We start from the raw sequence: 16,104 nt of genomic DNA, 5'->3' as shown, positions 1-16,104 counted from the left end.
CAGGCCGGCGCGAAGCGCGCGCCCAGGCAGTCGCGCTTGGGCGGCAGGCCGAGGCGGCGTTCGAGTTGGAAGCCGTTCTGCGCCAGCGCGTCGCGCACGGCGCGCGCATAGGTCCAGGTGCCGAGCAGGGTGCCCGGGCGCGCGAAGCGCGCGAGCGCCTTCAGCGTCTCGGGCGACCACATCTCGGGATTGCGCTGCGGGCTGAAGCCGTCGAGGTACAGGCTGTCGGCCTCGAAGCGCTGGGCGCGCAGCATAGTCTGCACTGCGCCCACGCAGAGCGTCAGCAGCACCCGGCCGTTGTCGAAGGCCAGGCGATGGAAGCCCGGCAGCAGGCCGTGCCAGCGCGCGGCCAGCTCGCGCGCGAGCGGCGCGAGTTCCTCATAGGCACCGGCGGCGCGCAGCAGGCTCTCGGCCGCGACCGGCCAGGCCTCGATCGAGACGAAGTGAAGCAGCCGCGGGCGTGCCGGATCGGCGCGCCACGCGGCCCAGGTCGCGAGGAAGTTGAGGCCCAGCCCGAAGCCGGTTTCGAGAATGCGCCATTGCGGCTGGCCGGCCCAGGCGGCCGGCAGGCCGCAGCCGCCGAGGAAGACGTGGCGCGACTGCGCGAGCGCGCCGGCCTCCGTGTGATAGATGTCGCCGAAGCGCTCGCTGTGCGGTGTGCCGTCCGTGCGCCAGGCGACCGGTTCGGCCGTCACTGCAAGTCGTTGCGCGGCCTCAGGCCGACGGCGGGACGTAGCCCTGGGCGACGTCGGCGCCCTCGCCGAAGAAGTGCTTCTCCATCTGGCGTGCCAGGTACTGGCGGGCGCGCTGGTCGGCGAGGTTCAGGCGGTTCTCGTTCACCAGCATGGTCTGCTGCTTGAGCCAGGCGGCCCAGGCTTCCTTGCTGACGCTCTCCCAGATGCGCTTGCCGAGTTCGCCGGGGTAGGGCGGGAAGTCGAGCCCTTCGGCTTCCTTGCCGAGCTTGATGCACTGAATCATGCGTGCCATGTCGATTGCCTTTGGGTGGGGGAGCGCGAAAAAGCTGCTCTTAGTTGATTTAGCTATTTAGAACTGAAAACTTGGTCGTTCCAGTTCCTATATGTCGTATTGAGAATACGCAGCTTCATTGATATGCCATTCGAGAACGACACCATGAGCCTCCGCCGCGACTTTATCAAGCTTTCCATCGGTGCCGGCGTGGCCGGCGCCATGGCCCTGTCGGCGCTGCCGGCGTTTGCCCAGGGCAGCGCCGCCGGTCCGGTGACGCTGCTGAACGTCTCCTACGACCCCACGCGCGAGCTGTACGTGGACTACAACCAGGCCTTCGCCAAGTACTGGAAGGGCAAGACCGGCCAGGACGTGACGATCAAGCAGTCGCACGGCGGCTCGGGCAAGCAGGCCCGCTCGATCATCGACGGCATCGACGCCGACGTGGCCACGCTGGCGCTCGGCGGCGACGTAGACGCGCTGGTCACCCATGGCGGCCTGCTCAAGGCCGACTGGCAGAAGCGCCTGCCGCACAACTCGGCGCCCTACACCTCGACCATCGTGTTCCTGGTGAAGAAGGGCAATCCCAAGGGCCTGAAGGACTGGGACGACCTGGTCAAGCCCGGCGTGCAGGTGATTACCCCCAACCCCAAGACCTCGGGCGGCGCGCGCTGGAACTACCTCGCGGCCTGGGAATTCGCCAAGCGCAAGTACGGCGGCGATGCCAAGGCCAAGGAATACGTGGGCAACCTGTTCAAGAACGTGCCCGTGCTCGACACCGGCGCGCGCGGCTCGACCATCACCTTCGTCCAGCGCGGCGTGGGCGACGTGCTGCTGGCCTGGGAGAACGAAGCCTTCCTGGCGCTGAAGGAATTCGGCCCCGAGAAGTTCGAGATCGTGGTGCCGTCGATCTCCATCCTGGCCGAGCCCACCGTGGCGGTGGTCGACAAGGTGGTCGACAAGAAGGGCACGCGCGCCGTGGCCGAGGAATACCTGAAGTACCTGTATTCCGACGAAGGCCAGGACATCGCGGGCCGCAACTTCTACCGCCCGACCTCGGACAAGGCGAAGGCCAAGTACGAGAAGCAGTTCCCCAAGCTGACGCTGGTGACCATCGACCAGGCCTTCGGCGGCTGGGGCAAGGCGGACAAGGACCACTTCGCCGACGGCGCCTCGTTCGACCAGATCTACACCGCCAAGCAGAAGTAAGCGCGGCATTCGCCCCGCGGCGACCGACCCCGATGGCGCCCGCTGCGGCGGATGCCAGGGAGCGGTTCGCTTCGACCCTTCCGATACCGCCACCCGAAAGCCTTCCGTGTCCGTTCTCCTGATTGCCGGCAGCCCCTCGGCGCCCTCGCGCTCCACCGCCTTGCTCGACGCGGTGGCCGAGCGCCTGGCGCGGCGCCATGCGCAGATCGAACGGCTCGCGATCCGCGACCTGCCGGCGCAGGCGCTGCTGCTGGCGGATTGGAACCATCCGGCCATCGTGCAGGCCATCGCCCAGGTGACGCGGGCCCGCGCCATCGTGGTGGCCACGCCGGTCTACAAGGCCGCCTACAGCGGCGTGCTCAAGGTCTTCCTCGACCTGCTGGCGCAGAACGCGCTGAAGGGCAAGACGGTGCTGCCGCTGGCCACCGGCGGCAGCCCGCACCACATGCTCGCGCTCGACTACGCGCTGCGGCCCGTGCTGCAGTCGCTCGCGGCGCGCCACATCCTGCCGGGCGTCTACGCGAGCGATTCGCAGATCGCGCTGACGCCCGAGAACGCCTACCAGGTGCACAACGACCTGGCGGAGCGGCTCAACGAGGCCGTCGAGGTGCTGGCCACCGAGGGGCTGAAGCTGCCGGCGACACACGGCTTCGAGCCGGTGCCGTTCTCGCGCGTGCGATGTAGCGTCTGAAGCCGGCCGGCGCACGGCCCGGTCGCCACCACCGCTTCATTCCATTCCCGACCCTTCCGAACGCGGCGATCTGCGCCGCGCGGGGATGGCTTCGCCTCCAGTTTCGATTCAGTCCAAGGACCACCCCGCATGAACCCCGTTGCCACCGAAGACTCCGTGCTCGACGTGCCGCCGCGCTCGCTCTGGCGCGCATTGCGCGACCTCGCCGTCAGCATCGTCGTGGTCGCCGCGATCGCATTGATCGTGAGCTTCCTGTCCGCCACCTCCGCGCATGCGCAGGGCAAGGCCGCCGCCGTCAGGGAGCTGCGCATCGGCTACCAGAAGTCGGCCAGCCTGTTCGTGCTGCAGAAGGCGCAGGGCTCGCTCGAGAAGCGCCTCGCGCCGCTGGGCGTGGGCGTGAAGTGGGTCGAGTTCCCGGCCGGCCCGCAGCTGCTCGAGGGCCTGAACGTCGGCGCCGTCGACGTCGGCTACGTGGGCGAGGCGCCGCCGATCTTCGCGCAGGCCGCGGGCGCCAAGTTCGTCTACTTCGGCTACGACCCGGCCGCGCCGCGCGCCGAGGCGATCCTGGTCACCAGGGATTCGCCGATCCAGTCGGTGGCCGATCTCAAGGGCAGGAAGGTCGCGCTCAACAAGGGCAGCAACGTGCACTACCTGCTCGTGAAGCAGCTCGAGAAGAACGGCCTGAAGTTCAGCGACATCCAGCCTGTGTACCTGGCACCGGCCGACGGCCGCGCCGCCTTCGAGAGCAAGAACGTCGACGCCTGGGTGATCTGGGATCCGTTCCAGGCCGCGGCCGAGAAGGCCACCGGCGCGCGCGTGCTCGCCGACGGCACGCCGGGCGTGGTCAGCAACTACCAGTACTACCTCGGCGAGCGCGGCTTCGTGAAGAACAACCCGAAGGTGATCGAGGCCCTGTTCGAGGACTCGGTGGCCCAGGGCATCTGGCTCAAGAAGAACCTGCGCCAGGCGGCCGAGCTGATCGCGCCGCTGCAGGGCCTGCCGGTCGACGTGGTCGAGCTCGCGCTGCGCCGCTACGAGTTCAACGTGAAGCCGATCACGCCCGAGGTCGCCGCCGACCAGCAGCGCATCGCCGACACCTTCTACGCGCTCAAGCTGATTCCGAAGCCGATCAAGGTCAGCGACGCCGTCGTCGCGGCCCAGCCCTGAGCACCGGTCCCCTTCATCTTTCGCAAGCCACACCAGCCATGACCACCATCTCCCTCCCGCGCCGCCGCCTGCTGCAGGGCGCCGCCGCCGCCATCGCGCTGCCCTCCGCCTTCGGTGCGCTGGCGCAGGCGCCCGCGCGCCAGTTCCGCATCGGCAACCAGAAGGGCCTGCTCAACATCCTCAAGGGCCGCGGCACGCTCGAGAAGCGCCTCGCGCCGCTGGGCGTCAGCCTCAAGTGGACCGAGTTCACGGCCGGCCCGGTGCAGCTCGAGGCGCTGAACGTCGGCTCGATCGACTTCGGCGACGTGGGCGAGGCGCCGCCGATCTTCGCGCAGGCCGCCGGCGCGCCGCTGGCCTACGTGGGCGCCACGGTGCCGCGTCCGCAGTCGGAAGCGGTGCTGGTGCCCAAGGGCTCGGCCATCAAGACGGTGGCCGAACTCAAGGGCAAGAAGATCGCGCTCAACAAGGGCTCGAACGTCCACTACTTCATCGTCAAGCTGTTCGAGAAGCATGGCCTGTCGTATGCCGACCTGAACCTGGTCTACCTGCCGCCGGCCGATGCGCGCGCGGCCTTCGAGAAGGGCTCGATCGACGCCTGGGTCATCTGGGACCCGTTCCTGGCCGCCGCCGAGAAGACGCTCGAGGCACGCGTGCTGGCCGACGCCACCGGCGTGGTGGGCAACCGCGCCTACTACTTCTCCTCGCTCGACTACGCCGCGAAGAACGCCGACGTGGTGGCGATCGCGATCGAGGAACTCAACAAGGTCGACGCCTGGGGCTCGGCCAACCGCGGCGAGCTCGCGACCGAACTGGCCGCGCTGTGGGGCCTGCCCAAGCCGGTGGCCGACCTCACGGTGGCGCGCACCGCTTACGGCACCACGCCGATCACCAAGGCCATCCTCGGCGAGCAGCAGAAGATCGCCGACACCTTCTTCGATCTCAAGCTGATCCCGAAGAAGATCAACGTGCTCGAAGCCGCCACGGGGATCGCGTGATGCAGATCTTCTGGTTCCTGCCCACGCACGGCGACAGCCGCTACCTCGGCACCAGCGAAGGCGCGCGCCCGGTCGACCTCGACTACCTGCAGCAGATCGCGGGCGCGGCCGACCACCTCGGCTACGAGGGCGTGCTGATCCCGACCGGCCGCTCGTGCGAAGACCCGTGGGTGATCGCCTCGAGCCTGATCGGCGCGACGAAGAAGCTCAAGTTCCTGGTCGCGGTGCGACCCGGCCTGCACCAGCCCAGCCTGGCCGCGCGCATGGCCGCGACTTTCGACCGGCTCTCGAACGGACGCCTGCTGGTCAACCTCGTGACCGGCGGCGACCAGGCCGAGCTCGAGGGCGACGGCGTCTACCTCGACCATGCCGCGCGCTACGAGCAGTCGGCCGAGTTCATTCGCATCTGGCGCGAGATCCTCGCGCGCAGCCATGACGGCCAGGCCTTCGACTACGAGGGCAAGCACCTGAGCGTGAAGGGCGCCAAGCTGCTCTATCCGCCGGTGCAGAAGCCGCATCCGCCGGTGTGGTTCGGCGGCTCGTCGGCCGCGGCCCATGAGCTCGCGGCCGAGCAGGTCGATGCCTATCTCACGTGGGGCGAACCGCCGGCCGAGGTGGCGAAGAAGCTCGCCGACGTGCGCGCGCGCGCCGAGCGACAGGGCCGCCAGGTGCAGTTCGGCATCCGGCTGCACGTGATCGTGCGCGAGACCGAAGAGGCCGCCTGGAAGGCCGCCGAGGACCTGATCAGCCGCGTCGACGACGAGACCGTGATCCGCGCCCAGGCCGCCTTCGCGCGCATGGACTCCGAAGGCCAGCGCCGCATGGCCGCGCTGCATGCGGGCGGCGCCAAGCGCACGCGCGCCGAACTCGAGATCGCGCCCAACCTCTGGGCCGGCGTGGGGCTGGTGCGCGGCGGTGCCGGCACGGCGCTGGTCGGCGACGCGAAGACCGTGGCCGCGCGCATCGAGGAATACGCCGCGCTCGGGCTCGACCGCTTCATCCTCTCGGGCTACCCGCACCTCGAGGAGGCCTACCGCTTCGCCGAGCTGGTGTTCCCGCTGCTCTCGCGCAAGGCCAAGGCCCGGCTGGCCGGCGGCTCGCTGAGCGGGCCCTTCGGCGAGGTCGTCGCCAACCTCGACGCGCCTTCGCGCCTCGTCTCGCAAAGCTGAAGGACACGCCATGACGGAACAGGTTCAGGAACTGCCGGCGGTCGCGCCGGCCGAGGGCGCGGGCTCCGCGCTGCGTGGCTTCGGCCTCAATGTCGCCAGGCGGCTGGTGCCGTGGCTGGTGCCCGTGGGGCTGATCGTGGTGTGGCAGATCGCGTCGTCGCTGGGCTGGCTCAGCACCCGCGTGCTGCCGGCGCCGGTCGACGTGGTGAAGGCTGCATGGAACCTCACGGTGTCGGGCGAGCTGTGGACGCACGTGAAGGTCAGCGCGGGCCGCGCGCTCGCGGGGCTGGCCATCGGCGGCGGCGCCGGGCTGGCGCTGGGCCTGCTCACGGGCTCGGTCAAGTTCTTCGAGACGCTGCTCGATTCCACCATCCAGATGGTGCGCAACATCCCGGCGCTGGCGCTGATCCCGCTGGTGATCCTGTGGTTCGGTATCGACGAGTCGGCCAAGCTGTTCCTGATCTCGGTGTCGGTGTTCTTCCCGATCTACCTCAACACCTTCCACGGCATCCGCAACGTCGATCCGCAGCTGATCGAGATGGGCCGCACCTACGGCCTCACGCGCTGGCAGCTGTACCGCGAGGTGATCCTGCCGGGCGCGCTGTCCTCGATCCTGGTCGGCCTGCGCTTCTCGCTGGGCCTGATGTGGGTGATCCTGATCGTGGCCGAGACCATCTCGGCGCAGGCCGGCATCGGCTACCTGACGATGAACGCACGCGAGTTCCTGCAGACCGACATCGTGCTGGTGGGCATCCTGCTGTACGCGCTGCTCGGCAAGCTGGCCGACCTGTTCGCGCGCGGCCTCGAGCAATGGTGGCTGCGCTGGCATCCGGGCTACCAGAAGAAGACGACGAAGTGAGGGCAGGGCAATGACACACACGACCATCTCCCGCCGCCAGGCGATCGCGACGCTCGGCGCTGCCGGCGTGCTCGGCCTGGTGGGCACGCCCGGCGCCTTCGCGCAGGGCACGGCCGCGCGGCCCGCCGCCGTGCGCCTGGGCTACCAGAAGTCTTCCACGCTGATCGCCGTGCTCAAGGCGCAGGGCGTGCTCGAGAAGCAACTCGCGCCGCTCAACGCCACCCTGAGCTGGCACGAGTTCACCAGCGGCCTGCCGCTGCTCGAGGCGCTGAACCTCGACAACCTCGACATCAGCGCCGACGTGGCCGACACCGTGCCGGTGTTCGCGCAGGCGGCCGGTGCCGAGCTGACCTTCATCGCGCAGGAAGCGCCGTCGCCCGCGGCGCAGGCGATCCTGGTGCGCGAGGACTCGTCGCTCAAGACCGTGGCCGATCTCAAGGGCAAGAAGGTCGGCTTCGCCAAGGCGGCCGGCGCGCACTACCTGCTGATCGCCGCGCTCGACAAGGCCGGCCTCTCGTTCAAGGACATCGAGCCCGCCTACCTGACGCCGGCCGACGGCCGCGCCGCGTTCGAGAAGGGCGCAATCGACGCCTGGGTGGTATGGGACCCGTTCCTCGCAGCCGCGCAACGCCAGTCGAAGGTGCGCGTGCTGGCCGACGGCGCGGGCATCGCGTCCTACCAGCGCTACTACCTCGCGAGCACCAAGTTCGCGAAGGCGCGGCCCGACGTGCTGCGCGTGGTCTATGCCGAGCTCGAGAAGACCGGCAGGTGGGTCAAGCAGAACCCCAGGGAGGCGGCCGCGCTGCTGTCGCCCGTGTGGGGCCTCGACGCCGCCACCATCGAGCAGGCCAACGGCCGCCGCAGCTACGCGGTGCGGCCGGTGGTGCCCGAGGTGCTCGGCGAGCAGCAGCGCATCGCCGACGCCTTCCTGGCCGAGAAGCTGCTGCCCAAGAAAATCAATGCGCTCGACGTGGCGCTGTTCAAGCCTGGAGCCTGAGATGAGTGCCGTCCTCGACCGACCGCAGAACGACGCGCCGCTGGCGATCCCCGGCGGCGTGCGCCTGGAAGTGCGCGGCCTGCACAAGCGCTACGGCGAACGCGAGGTGCTGCGCAACACGCAGCTCGCGATCGAGCCGGGCCAGTTCATCGCCATCGTGGGCCGCAGCGGCTGCGGCAAGAGCACGCTGCTGCGCCTGATCGCCGGTCTGGAGGAGGCCTCGTCCGGCGCGCTCTACACCGACGGCAAGCCGGTCAGCGGCCTGCACGACGACACCCGGATCATGTTCCAGGAGGCGCGCCTCCTGCCCTGGCGCCGCGTGCTCGACAACGTGACGCTGGGCCTGTCGAAGGACGCCAGGGCGCGCGGCAAGGAGGTGCTGGCGCACGTCGGCCTGGCCGACCGCGAGAACGAATGGCCGGCGCGCCTGTCGGGCGGCCAGCGCCAGCGCGTGGCCCTGGCGCGCGCGCTGGTGCACCACCCGCGGCTGCTGCTGCTCGACGAGCCGCTGGGCGCGCTCGACGCGCTCACGCGCATCGAGATGCACCGGCTGATCGAGAACCTGTGGCAGCGCCACCGCTTCACCGCGCTGCTGGTCACGCACGACGTGCAGGAAGCCGTGGCGCTGGCCGACCGCGTGATCCTGATCGAAGACGGGCGCATCGCGCTCGACGAGAACATCGCCCTGGCGCGTCCGCGCTCGCAGGGCGACCCGGCCTTCGCGGCCATCGAAAAACGCATCCTCGACAGGGTGCTGCAAAAGCCCGGGACCACCGAAGAGGCTGAAGGCGGCACCGAAGCAAGCTGGCTCGGCAAGCCCGCGCATGAACTGCGCTGGGCGATCTGAGACGGATGGAACCGTTCGGGCCGAGCCTGTCGAAGCCTCGCGCGGCGCTTCGACAGGCTCAGCGTGAACGGGCTTGTTCTTCTTCCTATCTGAAAGGCTCTTGTATGTCGCAAAACTGGAAATTCGAGACCCTGTCGGTGCACGCCGGCTATTCGCCCGACCCGACCACGCGCGCTGTGGCGCCGCCGATCTACCAGACGGTGGCCTACGCCTTCGACAGCGCGCAGCACGGCGCCGACCTGTTCGACCTCAAGGTGCCGGGCAACATCTACACCCGCATCAACAACCCGACGCAGGACGTGCTCGAGCAGCGCATCGCCGCGCTCGAGGGCGGCATCGCCGCGCTGGCGCTGGCCTCGGGCCAGGCGGCCGTGACCTACGCGATCCAGACCATCGCGGAAGCCGGCGACAACATCATCAGCAGCACGGCGCTCTACGGCGGCACCTACAACCTGTTCGCCCACACGCTGCCGCAGTTCGGCATCACCACGCGCTTCGCCGACCACCGCGATCCGAAGAGCTTCGAGAAGCTGTTCGACGAGAAGACCAAGGCGGTGTTCGTCGAGTCGCTCGGCAACCCGGCCGGCAACGTGACCGACATCGCGGCCATCGCCGAGATCGCGCACCACCATGGCGTGCCGCTGATCGTCGACAACACCGTGCCCTCGCCGTACCTGAGCCGGCCGATCGAGCATGGCGCCGACATCGTCGTGCATTCGCTGACCAAGTACCTCGGCGGGCACGGCACCAGCATCGGCGGCGCGATCGTCGATTCGGGCAAGTTCCCGTGGGCGCAGCACAAAGAGCGCTTCAAGCGCCTGAACGAACCCGATGTGAGCTACCACGGCGTGGTCTACACCGACGCGCTCGGCCCGGCCGCCTACATCGGCCGCGCGCGCGTGGTGCCGCTGCGCAACACGGGTGCCGCGATCTCGCCGTTCAACGCCTTCCTGATCCTGCAGGGCATCGAGACGCTGTCGCTGCGCGTGGAGCGCATCAGCGACAACGCGCTGGCCGTGGCACGGCACCTGAAGGCGAACAAGTCGGTGAAATGGGTCAACTACGCGGCGCTCGAGGACCATCCCGACCATGCGCTGGCGCAGAAGTACCTGGGCGGCAAGGCCAGCGGCGTGCTGACCTTCGGCATCGAGGGCGGCCGCGAGGCGGGCGCGAAGTTCCTCGACGCGCTCAAGCTGTTCACGCGCCTCGTCAACATCGGCGACGTGCGCTCGCTCGCCACCCATCCGGCCTCGACCACGCACCGCCAGCTCTCGCCCGAGGAACTCGCGCGCGCCGGCGTGAGCGAGGAAACCGTGCGCCTGTCGGTCGGCATCGAGCACATCGACGACCTGCGCGCCGACCTCGACCAGGCGCTGGCCGCGGCCGCGGCCTGAAGCCGCGCGAAAGCAAAACCATGACAACACTGCAATCCATTCCCGACGCCGCGCTCGACCAGCTATTCCGCAAGGCGCGCACCGTGCATGCCTTCAAGCCGGTGCCCGTGAGCGACGAGACCATCCGCCAGCTCTACGAGCTGCTGAAGTGGGGCCCGACGGCTTACAACGCCCAGCCCGCGCGCTACGTGTTCGTGCGCAGCGAGGAGGCCAAGGCGAAGCTCAAGCCCGCGCTGTCGTCGGGCAACACCGCGCAGACGCTGGCCGCGGGCGTGACCGTGATCGTGGCGCACGACACGCGCTTCTACGACCACCTGCCGGTGCTGTTTCCGGCCTACGACGCCAAGCCCTTCTTCGAGAAGAGCGCTGAGGCGGCGCAGGCCACGGCGTTCCGCAACAGCAGCCTGCAGGGCGCCTACCTGATCCTCGCGGCGCGCGCGCTCGGCCTCGATGCCGGGCCGCAGTCGGGCTTCAACGCCGAGCTGGTCGACAAGGCCTTCTTCCCCGACGGCCGCTGGCGCGCCAACTTCCTCGTCAACCTCGGCGTGGCCGACCACGCCGGCACCTTCGAGCGCGGGCCGCGGCTCGCGTTCGACGACGTGGCCGAGATCGTCTGAGCGCCACGTTCTTCCTTCACCGATCCATCCATCCACACCATCCAACCAAAGGGAACCATCATGTCCATTCAAGCCATCAACGTGCGCAACCAGTTCAAGGGCAAGGTCCGCGAGATCATCCGCGGCGACGTCGTCTCCGAAGTCGATGTCGAGACCGCCTGGGGCATCGTGACCTCGGTCATCACCACGCGCTCGATCGACGAGCTGCAGCTCAAGGTCGGCTCCGACGTCGTCGCGCTGGTGAAGTCCACCGAAGTGTCGATCGCCAAGCTCTGAATCCCCTGGAGTGCGCGTGGCGCATTCCCCCTCGGCCCGGCGCCAGCGATGGCGTCGGGCTTTTTTTCGTCGGCTCAGAGCGGGACGAGGCGCCAGAAACCGTAGGGGTTGTGGAACAGCGAGTCCGGCCCGTAGGGCTGGTCCTGTGTTTCCTCGATGCGGTAGCCCGGCGCATCGCGCGCGACCGAGAAGGTCTGGCCCGCGCGGATCTCGGGCTCCTCAGCGTAGAGGTAGTGCGTGAACGCGCGCAGCAGCTCGACGGCGGCCGCCATGTCGTCCTGGCCGTCGGTGACCGCATCGCGCAGGCCGAGGTTGTGCATGCCGCAGGAGCTCACGGGCTCGCCCGTGAGGTAGAGCACCAGCGCCCGGTGCGCGAAGAACAGGTGCAGATGCTCGCAGTGGTCGAGCCAGGCCGCCGGCGTGTGGGCGAGGCCGGTGCTCTCGACCTTCACGCCCAGCCCGCCCGCGCGCACCAGCGCGGCACCGGCCTCCATCAGCGAGGTGGCGTTCTCGTGGCTGCCGCCGGAGCCGACGAGGTAGACCACCGAGCGGTGCCCGTCGACGGCCTCCATCTCGGGCGTGTCGCGCCAGTGCGGCGCCGCGGCGCGGAAGGCATGGGGCATGCGCTCGTCGGGGCCTTCGAAGACCAGCTCGCAACTGAAGCGCGTTTGCGCGCACATCAGGATGCGGCCGGCGAACAGGTAGCCGCTGTCGTTCGCGATCAAGTCGCGGAACAGTTCCGTGGTGTCGGCCCAGGGGCCGGGGATGCACAGGACCATCTCGGGGAGGTCGGCGGGCTCGCTCACGTGGGTGCCTTCTCGGTGCTGAAAGCGGCCATTCTGCCGTCGGCCCCGCAGCTCAGTACTTGATCGTGATGCCGGCCTTCACGCCGTTGTTCTGCTTGCCGTCGGACTCGACGCCGGCCGAGAACGAGGTGTTGCCCCCGGTGCTGCCGCCCACCGAGTAGATCGGGCGCGAGCCCGAGGTGTCCATGCCGCCATAGGCCGCGGCGCCGCTGGGGCGCTGCACGCCGATGGTCGCGCCGAGGGTGTCGGCCGATTTCTCGGTGGGCGCGATCTTGGGCGCCACGTAGAGGATGGTGCCGTCGTCGGTCTTCACGGGGAGCTTGGGTTCGTCGGCACAGGCGAGGGTGGCGGCGGCGCAGCCGGCGGCCAGGACCAGGGTGGTCGAGAGGAATCTGCGCATGCGTCGGGGGAGGAGGTCGTCGGGGTTCAGGAGGTGGCCCTGGCGCGCCAGGGCAGGCCCGTCAGGATATCGAAGGCGTGCTCGGTCTCGCCGATCCGGATCACGAAGACGTAATCGTTTGTCAGTCCCTGCTGGCGCGCGCCGAGCACCTTGTAACCGGCGCGTCCCGAGGGCATCTCGTAGGTGGGCCCGAATTCGGCACCCAGCGCGAGCAACTCGCGCGTGGTCCAGGTCTTCAGCAACCGGCCGCCGAGATAGAAGCCGAACGCGGCCTGTGGGCCCGCGGACGACGGCTCCAGCTCGCGGTCGAGCCGCATCAGAGCGACCTGGCCCGCGATCGGGCTCCACGCCAGCAGCAGGCGGCCCGGGTTGAACCAGGGATAGCGGTCGATGGCTTCGTCGCCGGTCTTGCGGACGCGGTAGACCGTGGTCGCCCCGGCGTCGCCCGTGTCGGAGTCGGGTATGCATCGGGCGTAGAAGACACCATCGGGGCCGGCCACGATGTAGGCGATGTTCGACATCGCGCGCGCGGCGAACACGCTGCCGGGCAGCCCGACGATGCCCAAGAGCAGTGCCAGTGAGAGGGATCTGCGTTGCATGAATGCACTCCCGAAGCGGTGGGGCGGGGACTGTAGCGCCGGGCCCGCGGCGCGGCTTCAGCTTCCCTTCAGCCCCTGGAATGACGCTTAGAACGCCCGGTTGTTAAGAATCGACTTTTCAGTCGTTTGAGGATCGCGGACGGGCTCCTACAGTGATGGTCATCGCCACCAACGGCGCATGCATCCATCCCGACAGCAACGCACACCAGGAGCCCGCACACCATGTCCGTGGAAGTTGAAGACCTCGTCCTGCCCGAAGCGCTCGAGAAGGCGCGCGCCCATGCCGCCGAAGCCGGCTGGCCCCATGCCGGCGGGGTGACGCCGCCCGTGGCCTGGCAGCTGGTGCAGGAAGGCAAGGCGGTTCTGGTCGACGTGCGTTCGGGCGAAGAGCGCAAGTTCGTCGGCCACGTGCCCGAGAGCCTGCACGTGGCCTGGGCCACCGGCACCGCGCTCACGCGCAATCCGCGCTTCGTGCGCGAGCTCGAGGCCAGGCTCGCCAAGGACGGCGGCAAGGACGCGGTGGCGCTGCTGCTGTGCCGCAGCGGCAAGCGCTCGGCGCTCGCGGCCGAGGCCGCGGCCAAGGCCGGCTTCTCGCAGGTCTACAACGTGCTCGAAGGCTTCGAGGGCGAGATCGACGGGCAGCAGCACCGCGGCGGCGCCGACGGCTGGCGCTTCCACGGCCTGCCCTGGGTGCAGGACTGATCTCTTCCCACGCACAGAAGGAAGAACGGCCCATGGCCCATTTCGAAGTCGCGGAGATCGTCGCCGCGCTGCATGCGGTGCGCAACGAATGGCGCGACCTGCAGCGCCGCTCGCGCGAACCCGGCGCGCGCGAGTTCCCCTCGCGCGACGCACTGGCCCAGATCGTGGAATCGCTCAAGGGCGCGCTGTTTCCGATGCGGCTCGGCCCGCACGACCTGCGCCACGAGAGCGAGGATTTCTACGTCGGCCACACGCTCGACGCCGCCTTGCAGGCGCTGCTGACGCAGGCACGGCTGGAACTGCATTTCAATGCGCGCCATGTGCCGCGCAGCGTGAGCGAGATCGACGAGGCCGCCACCGCGGCGGTGCGCAACTTCGCGAACCGCCTGCCCGAGCTGCGCCGGCTGCTCGACAGCGACGTGCTCGCCGCCTACCAGGGCGACCCGGCCGCGCGCAGCGTCGACGAGGTGCTGCTGTGCTATCCGGGCGTGCTCGCGATGATCCATCACCGGCTCGCGCACGAGCTCTACCGCCTCGACCTGCCGCTGCTGGCGCGCATCGTGGCCGAGCTCGCGCACGGGCAGACCGGCATCGACATCCATCCGGGCGCGCGCATCGATGCCGGCTTCTTCATCGACCACGGCACCGGTGTCGTGATCGGCGAGACCGCGGTCATCGGCAAGCGCGTGCGGCTCTACCAGGCCGTGACGCTGGGCGCCAAGCGCTTTCCGACCGACACCGAGGGCAACCTGCAGAAGGGCCTGCCGCGCCATCCGGTGGTGGAGGACGACGTCGTGATCTACGCCGGCGCCACCATCCTCGGGCGCGTCACGCTCGGCAAGGGGGCCGTCATCGGCGGCAATGTCTGGATCACCGACGACGTGCCGCCGGGCGCGAGCGTCACGCAGGCCAGCCTGCAGAAGAACAACGCACCGAGGGGGTGAACACACCATGAATGCATTCGTCGAAGATTTCGGAGTCGCCGTGCGGCAGTTGCGCGAGGCCCATGGCTGGTCGCAGGAGCAGCTCGCGGAGCGCTCGGACCTCAACCGCTCCTACGTGGGCGAGGTGGAGCGCGGCCGCGTGATCCCCTCGATCGTCACCGCGCACAAGCTCGCCACCGCGCTCGAGGTCAACATCGTCCATCTGCTCTCGCGCTGCGAGCAGCTCGGCCAGTCGCGCCTGGCACGCCGGATCAACTTGGCGGCTATAGCCTGTTGAGGGGAAACCCTTGGCGCCGGGACACTCCCGCCGTCAGTCGCGTTCGTCCCTTTTCTTCATTCCCACGGCCTTTCGGAGTCGCCGGCACCGCATGCGGTGACCCGGTGGGCCTGACCACATCGGAGTTTTCTTCATGACCGCAACCGTCGGTGGAACCACCGCGCTCGGCGACAACGCCGCAAGGCAGTTGGCCAATGCCACCAAGACCGTTCCCCAGCTCGAGACCATCAGCCCGCGCTGGCTGACACACCTGCTGCAATGGGTGCCGGTGGAGGCGGGCATCTACCGCGTCAACAAGGTCAAGAACCCCGAGTCGATCAAGGTCACCTGCACCTCGCGCGAGGAAGAGAACCAGCTGCCGCGCACCTTCGTCGACTACGAGGAGAACCCGCGCGAGCACTACCTCAATGCCGTGAGCACCGTGCTCGACGTGCACACCCGCATCTCCGACCTCTACAGCAGCCCGCACGACCAGATCAAGGAACAGCTGCGCCTGACGATCGAGACGATCAAGGAGAACCAGGAGAGCGAGCTCATCAACAACCCCGACTACGGCCTGCTGGCCCAGGTCAGCGAAGAGCAGCGCATCTTCCCGCTGACCGGCGCGCCCACGCCCGACGATCTCGACGAGCTGCTGACCAAGGTCTGGAAGGAGCCGGCCTTCTTCCTCACGCACCCGCTGGCGATTGCCGCCTTCGGCCGCGAAGCCACGCGCCGCGGCACGCCGCCGCCGACCGTGAGCCTGTTCGGCTCGCAGTTCATCACCTGGCGCGGCATTCCGCTGATCCCGTCGAACAAGGTGCCGGTGGCCGACGGCAAGAGCAAGATCCTGCTGCTGCGCGTGGGCGACAAGCGCCAGGGCGTGGTCGGCCTGTTCCAGCCGGGCCTCGCGGGCGAACAGAGCCCGGGCCTGTCGGTGCGCTTCATGGGCATCAACAACCATGCGATCGCGTCGTACCTGATCTCGCTGTACTGCTCGCTCGCGGTGCTGACCACCGACGCGCTCGCGGTGCTCGACGACGTGGAGATCGGCAAGTACCACGACTATCCCGACACCTACAAGTAAGCCGCGGTGAGCTCCCCACTGACTCCAGGCGGCCTGCCTTCGGTGCCGTCGTCCGCCGAGGCGCCGTTCGATCCGGCGCTGCTCGCGCGCATGGCGAGCGCGATGTTCGCGGCGCTGCCGGGC

Annotated in this window: 20 protein-coding genes; 15 read left to right on the top strand and 5 right to left on the bottom strand. The window is 69.0% G+C overall.

Annotated features, from left to right (window positions below):
• Positions 1-695: tRNA (5-methylaminomethyl-2-thiouridine)(34)-methyltransferase MnmC2 (mnmC2, locus tag AC27VN_RS14090; protein ID WP_490876926.1), on the bottom strand; the 695-nt coding region annotated here is incomplete at its 3' end.
• Between the two features lie 19 nt (positions 696-714).
• A complete protein-coding gene (locus tag AC27VN_RS14085; protein WP_093341520.1) occupies positions 715-987 on the bottom strand; it encodes an oxidative damage protection protein in 273 nt (90 codons plus the stop codon).
• A 144-nt stretch (positions 988-1,131) separates the two neighbouring features.
• On the opposite strand from AC27VN_RS14085, the gene AC27VN_RS14080 reads away from it, so the two are divergent.
• The 11 genes from AC27VN_RS14080 (at position 1,132) to AC27VN_RS14030 (ending at position 11,187) form a co-directional block, all read left to right on the top strand.
• On the top strand, positions 1,132-2,175 hold the full coding sequence (locus tag AC27VN_RS14080; protein ID WP_490876925.1) for a sulfate ABC transporter substrate-binding protein: 1,044 nt from the start codon (positions 1,132-1,134) through the stop codon (positions 2,173-2,175).
• Positions 2,176-2,281: 106 nt separating this feature from the next.
• On the top strand, positions 2,282-2,866 hold the full coding sequence (ssuE, locus tag AC27VN_RS14075) for an NADPH-dependent FMN reductase (RefSeq protein ID WP_203205827.1): 585 nt from the start codon (positions 2,282-2,284) through the stop codon (positions 2,864-2,866).
• 129 nt (positions 2,867-2,995) lie between these two features.
• Positions 2,996-4,033: a sulfonate ABC transporter substrate-binding protein gene (locus tag AC27VN_RS14070; RefSeq protein ID WP_490876924.1), complete on the top strand. Its 1,038-nt coding sequence runs from the start codon at positions 2,996-2,998 to the stop codon at positions 4,031-4,033.
• A 38-nt stretch (positions 4,034-4,071) separates the two neighbouring features.
• The gene (locus AC27VN_RS14065) at positions 4,072-5,028 is read left to right on the top strand and encodes a sulfonate ABC transporter substrate-binding protein (protein WP_490876923.1); all 957 of its coding nucleotides are present in this window, start codon (positions 4,072-4,074) and stop codon (positions 5,026-5,028) included.
• Positions 5,028-6,197 carry an FMNH2-dependent alkanesulfonate monooxygenase gene (gene ssuD, locus AC27VN_RS14060; RefSeq protein ID WP_490876922.1) on the top strand — a complete coding sequence of 390 codons (1,170 nt, stop codon included), beginning with the start codon at positions 5,028-5,030 and terminating at the stop codon, positions 6,195-6,197. Before AC27VN_RS14065 ends, ssuD begins: the two co-directional genes overlap by 1 nt.
• 10 nt (positions 6,198-6,207) lie before the next feature.
• Positions 6,208-7,056, top strand: a complete 849-nt coding sequence (gene ssuC, locus AC27VN_RS14055; protein WP_057593388.1) for an aliphatic sulfonate ABC transporter permease SsuC — start codon at positions 6,208-6,210, stop codon at positions 7,054-7,056.
• A gap of 10 nt (positions 7,057-7,066) precedes the next feature.
• Positions 7,067-8,053, top strand: a complete 987-nt coding sequence (locus AC27VN_RS14050) for an aliphatic sulfonate ABC transporter substrate-binding protein (protein ID WP_490876921.1) — start codon at positions 7,067-7,069, stop codon at positions 8,051-8,053.
• A 1-nt stretch (position 8,054) separates the two neighbouring features.
• Positions 8,055-8,900 carry an ATP-binding cassette domain-containing protein gene (locus tag AC27VN_RS14045; RefSeq protein WP_490876920.1) on the top strand — a complete coding sequence of 282 codons (846 nt, stop codon included), beginning with the start codon at positions 8,055-8,057 and terminating at the stop codon, positions 8,898-8,900.
• 104 nt (positions 8,901-9,004) lie between these two features.
• On the top strand, positions 9,005-10,294 hold the full coding sequence (locus tag AC27VN_RS14040; RefSeq protein ID WP_395347611.1) for an O-acetylhomoserine aminocarboxypropyltransferase/cysteine synthase family protein: 1,290 nt from the start codon (positions 9,005-9,007) through the stop codon (positions 10,292-10,294).
• 20 nt (positions 10,295-10,314) lie between these two features.
• Positions 10,315-10,911 carry a malonic semialdehyde reductase gene (locus tag AC27VN_RS14035; protein ID WP_209544862.1) on the top strand — a complete coding sequence of 199 codons (597 nt, stop codon included), beginning with the start codon at positions 10,315-10,317 and terminating at the stop codon, positions 10,909-10,911.
• 60 nt (positions 10,912-10,971) lie between these two features.
• Positions 10,972-11,187, top strand: a complete 216-nt coding sequence (locus tag AC27VN_RS14030) for a TOBE domain-containing protein (RefSeq protein WP_042579699.1) — start codon at positions 10,972-10,974, stop codon at positions 11,185-11,187.
• Positions 11,188-11,261: 74 nt separating this feature from the next.
• Here the strand turns inward: AC27VN_RS14030 and AC27VN_RS14025 are convergent, their stop codons facing one another.
• From AC27VN_RS14025 to AC27VN_RS14015, 3 genes are read right to left on the bottom strand one after another with little or no spacing between them, the layout of a single operon-like run.
• Positions 11,262-11,993: a DUF4261 domain-containing protein gene (locus AC27VN_RS14025; protein ID WP_490876919.1), complete on the bottom strand. Its 732-nt coding sequence runs from the start codon at positions 11,991-11,993 to the stop codon at positions 11,262-11,264.
• 52 nt (positions 11,994-12,045) lie between these two features.
• Positions 12,046-12,393: a hypothetical protein gene (locus tag AC27VN_RS14020; RefSeq protein ID WP_490876918.1), complete on the bottom strand. Its 348-nt coding sequence runs from the start codon at positions 12,391-12,393 to the stop codon at positions 12,046-12,048.
• A gap of 26 nt (positions 12,394-12,419) precedes the next feature.
• Entirely contained in the window at positions 12,420-12,992 is a 573-nt protein-coding gene (locus AC27VN_RS14015; protein ID WP_490876917.1) for a hypothetical protein, read from the bottom strand.
• 222 nt (positions 12,993-13,214) lie between these two features.
• On the opposite strand from AC27VN_RS14015, the gene AC27VN_RS14010 reads away from it, so the two are divergent.
• The 4 genes from AC27VN_RS14010 to AC27VN_RS13995 all read left to right on the top strand — a co-directional run bounded on the left by AC27VN_RS14010 (position 13,215) and on the right by AC27VN_RS13995 (position 15,981).
• Positions 13,215-13,694 carry a rhodanese-like domain-containing protein gene (locus tag AC27VN_RS14010; protein ID WP_490876916.1) on the top strand — a complete coding sequence of 160 codons (480 nt, stop codon included), beginning with the start codon at positions 13,215-13,217 and terminating at the stop codon, positions 13,692-13,694.
• A gap of 32 nt (positions 13,695-13,726) precedes the next feature.
• The gene (gene epsC, locus AC27VN_RS14005) at positions 13,727-14,638 is read left to right on the top strand and encodes a serine O-acetyltransferase EpsC (protein ID WP_490876915.1); all 912 of its coding nucleotides are present in this window, start codon (positions 13,727-13,729) and stop codon (positions 14,636-14,638) included.
• Between the two features lie 7 nt (positions 14,639-14,645).
• Positions 14,646-14,915 carry a helix-turn-helix domain-containing protein gene (locus AC27VN_RS14000; protein WP_490876914.1) on the top strand — a complete coding sequence of 90 codons (270 nt, stop codon included), beginning with the start codon at positions 14,646-14,648 and terminating at the stop codon, positions 14,913-14,915.
• 133 nt (positions 14,916-15,048) lie between these two features.
• The gene (locus AC27VN_RS13995; RefSeq protein WP_490876913.1) at positions 15,049-15,981 is read left to right on the top strand and encodes a family 2A encapsulin nanocompartment shell protein; all 933 of its coding nucleotides are present in this window, start codon (positions 15,049-15,051) and stop codon (positions 15,979-15,981) included.
• The last annotated feature ends 123 nt before the right edge of the window (positions 15,982-16,104 follow it).

The organism is Variovorax sp. 20P10.2.4 (assembly GCF_058244205.1).
This window is presented reverse-complemented; position numbering and strand designations above follow the sequence as displayed.

Bases quoted from the DNA above. Each gene is read 5' to 3' on its own strand.
- AC27VN_RS14085 (WP_093341520.1), bottom strand. From the start codon at position 987: ATGGCACGCATGATTCAGTGCATCAAGCTCGGCAAGGAAGCCGAAGGG.
- AC27VN_RS14080 (WP_490876925.1), top strand. From the start codon at position 1,132: ATGAGCCTCCGCCGCGACTTTATCAAGCTTTCCATCGGTGCCGGCGTG.
- AC27VN_RS14070 (WP_490876924.1), top strand. From the start codon at position 2,996: ATGAACCCCGTTGCCACCGAAGACTCCGTGCTCGACGTGCCGCCGCGC.
- AC27VN_RS14065 (WP_490876923.1), top strand. From the start codon at position 4,072: ATGACCACCATCTCCCTCCCGCGCCGCCGCCTGCTGCAGGGCGCCGCC.
- ssuD (WP_490876922.1), top strand. From the start codon at position 5,028: ATGCAGATCTTCTGGTTCCTGCCCACGCACGGCGACAGCCGCTACCTC.
- ssuC (WP_057593388.1), top strand. From the start codon at position 6,208: ATGACGGAACAGGTTCAGGAACTGCCGGCGGTCGCGCCGGCCGAGGGC.
- AC27VN_RS14050 (WP_490876921.1), top strand. From the start codon at position 7,067: ATGACACACACGACCATCTCCCGCCGCCAGGCGATCGCGACGCTCGGC.
- AC27VN_RS14045 (WP_490876920.1), top strand. From the start codon at position 8,055: ATGAGTGCCGTCCTCGACCGACCGCAGAACGACGCGCCGCTGGCGATC.
- AC27VN_RS14040 (WP_395347611.1), top strand. From the start codon at position 9,005: ATGTCGCAAAACTGGAAATTCGAGACCCTGTCGGTGCACGCCGGCTAT.
- AC27VN_RS14035 (WP_209544862.1), top strand. From the start codon at position 10,315: ATGACAACACTGCAATCCATTCCCGACGCCGCGCTCGACCAGCTATTC.
- AC27VN_RS14030 (WP_042579699.1), top strand. From the start codon at position 10,972: ATGTCCATTCAAGCCATCAACGTGCGCAACCAGTTCAAGGGCAAGGTC.
- AC27VN_RS14020 (WP_490876918.1), bottom strand. From the start codon at position 12,393: ATGCGCAGATTCCTCTCGACCACCCTGGTCCTGGCCGCCGGCTGCGCC.
- AC27VN_RS14015 (WP_490876917.1), bottom strand. From the start codon at position 12,992: ATGCAACGCAGATCCCTCTCACTGGCACTGCTCTTGGGCATCGTCGGG.
- AC27VN_RS14010 (WP_490876916.1), top strand. From the start codon at position 13,215: ATGTCCGTGGAAGTTGAAGACCTCGTCCTGCCCGAAGCGCTCGAGAAG.
- epsC (WP_490876915.1), top strand. From the start codon at position 13,727: ATGGCCCATTTCGAAGTCGCGGAGATCGTCGCCGCGCTGCATGCGGTG.
- AC27VN_RS14000 (WP_490876914.1), top strand. From the start codon at position 14,646: ATGAATGCATTCGTCGAAGATTTCGGAGTCGCCGTGCGGCAGTTGCGC.
- AC27VN_RS13995 (WP_490876913.1), top strand. From the start codon at position 15,049: ATGACCGCAACCGTCGGTGGAACCACCGCGCTCGGCGACAACGCCGCA.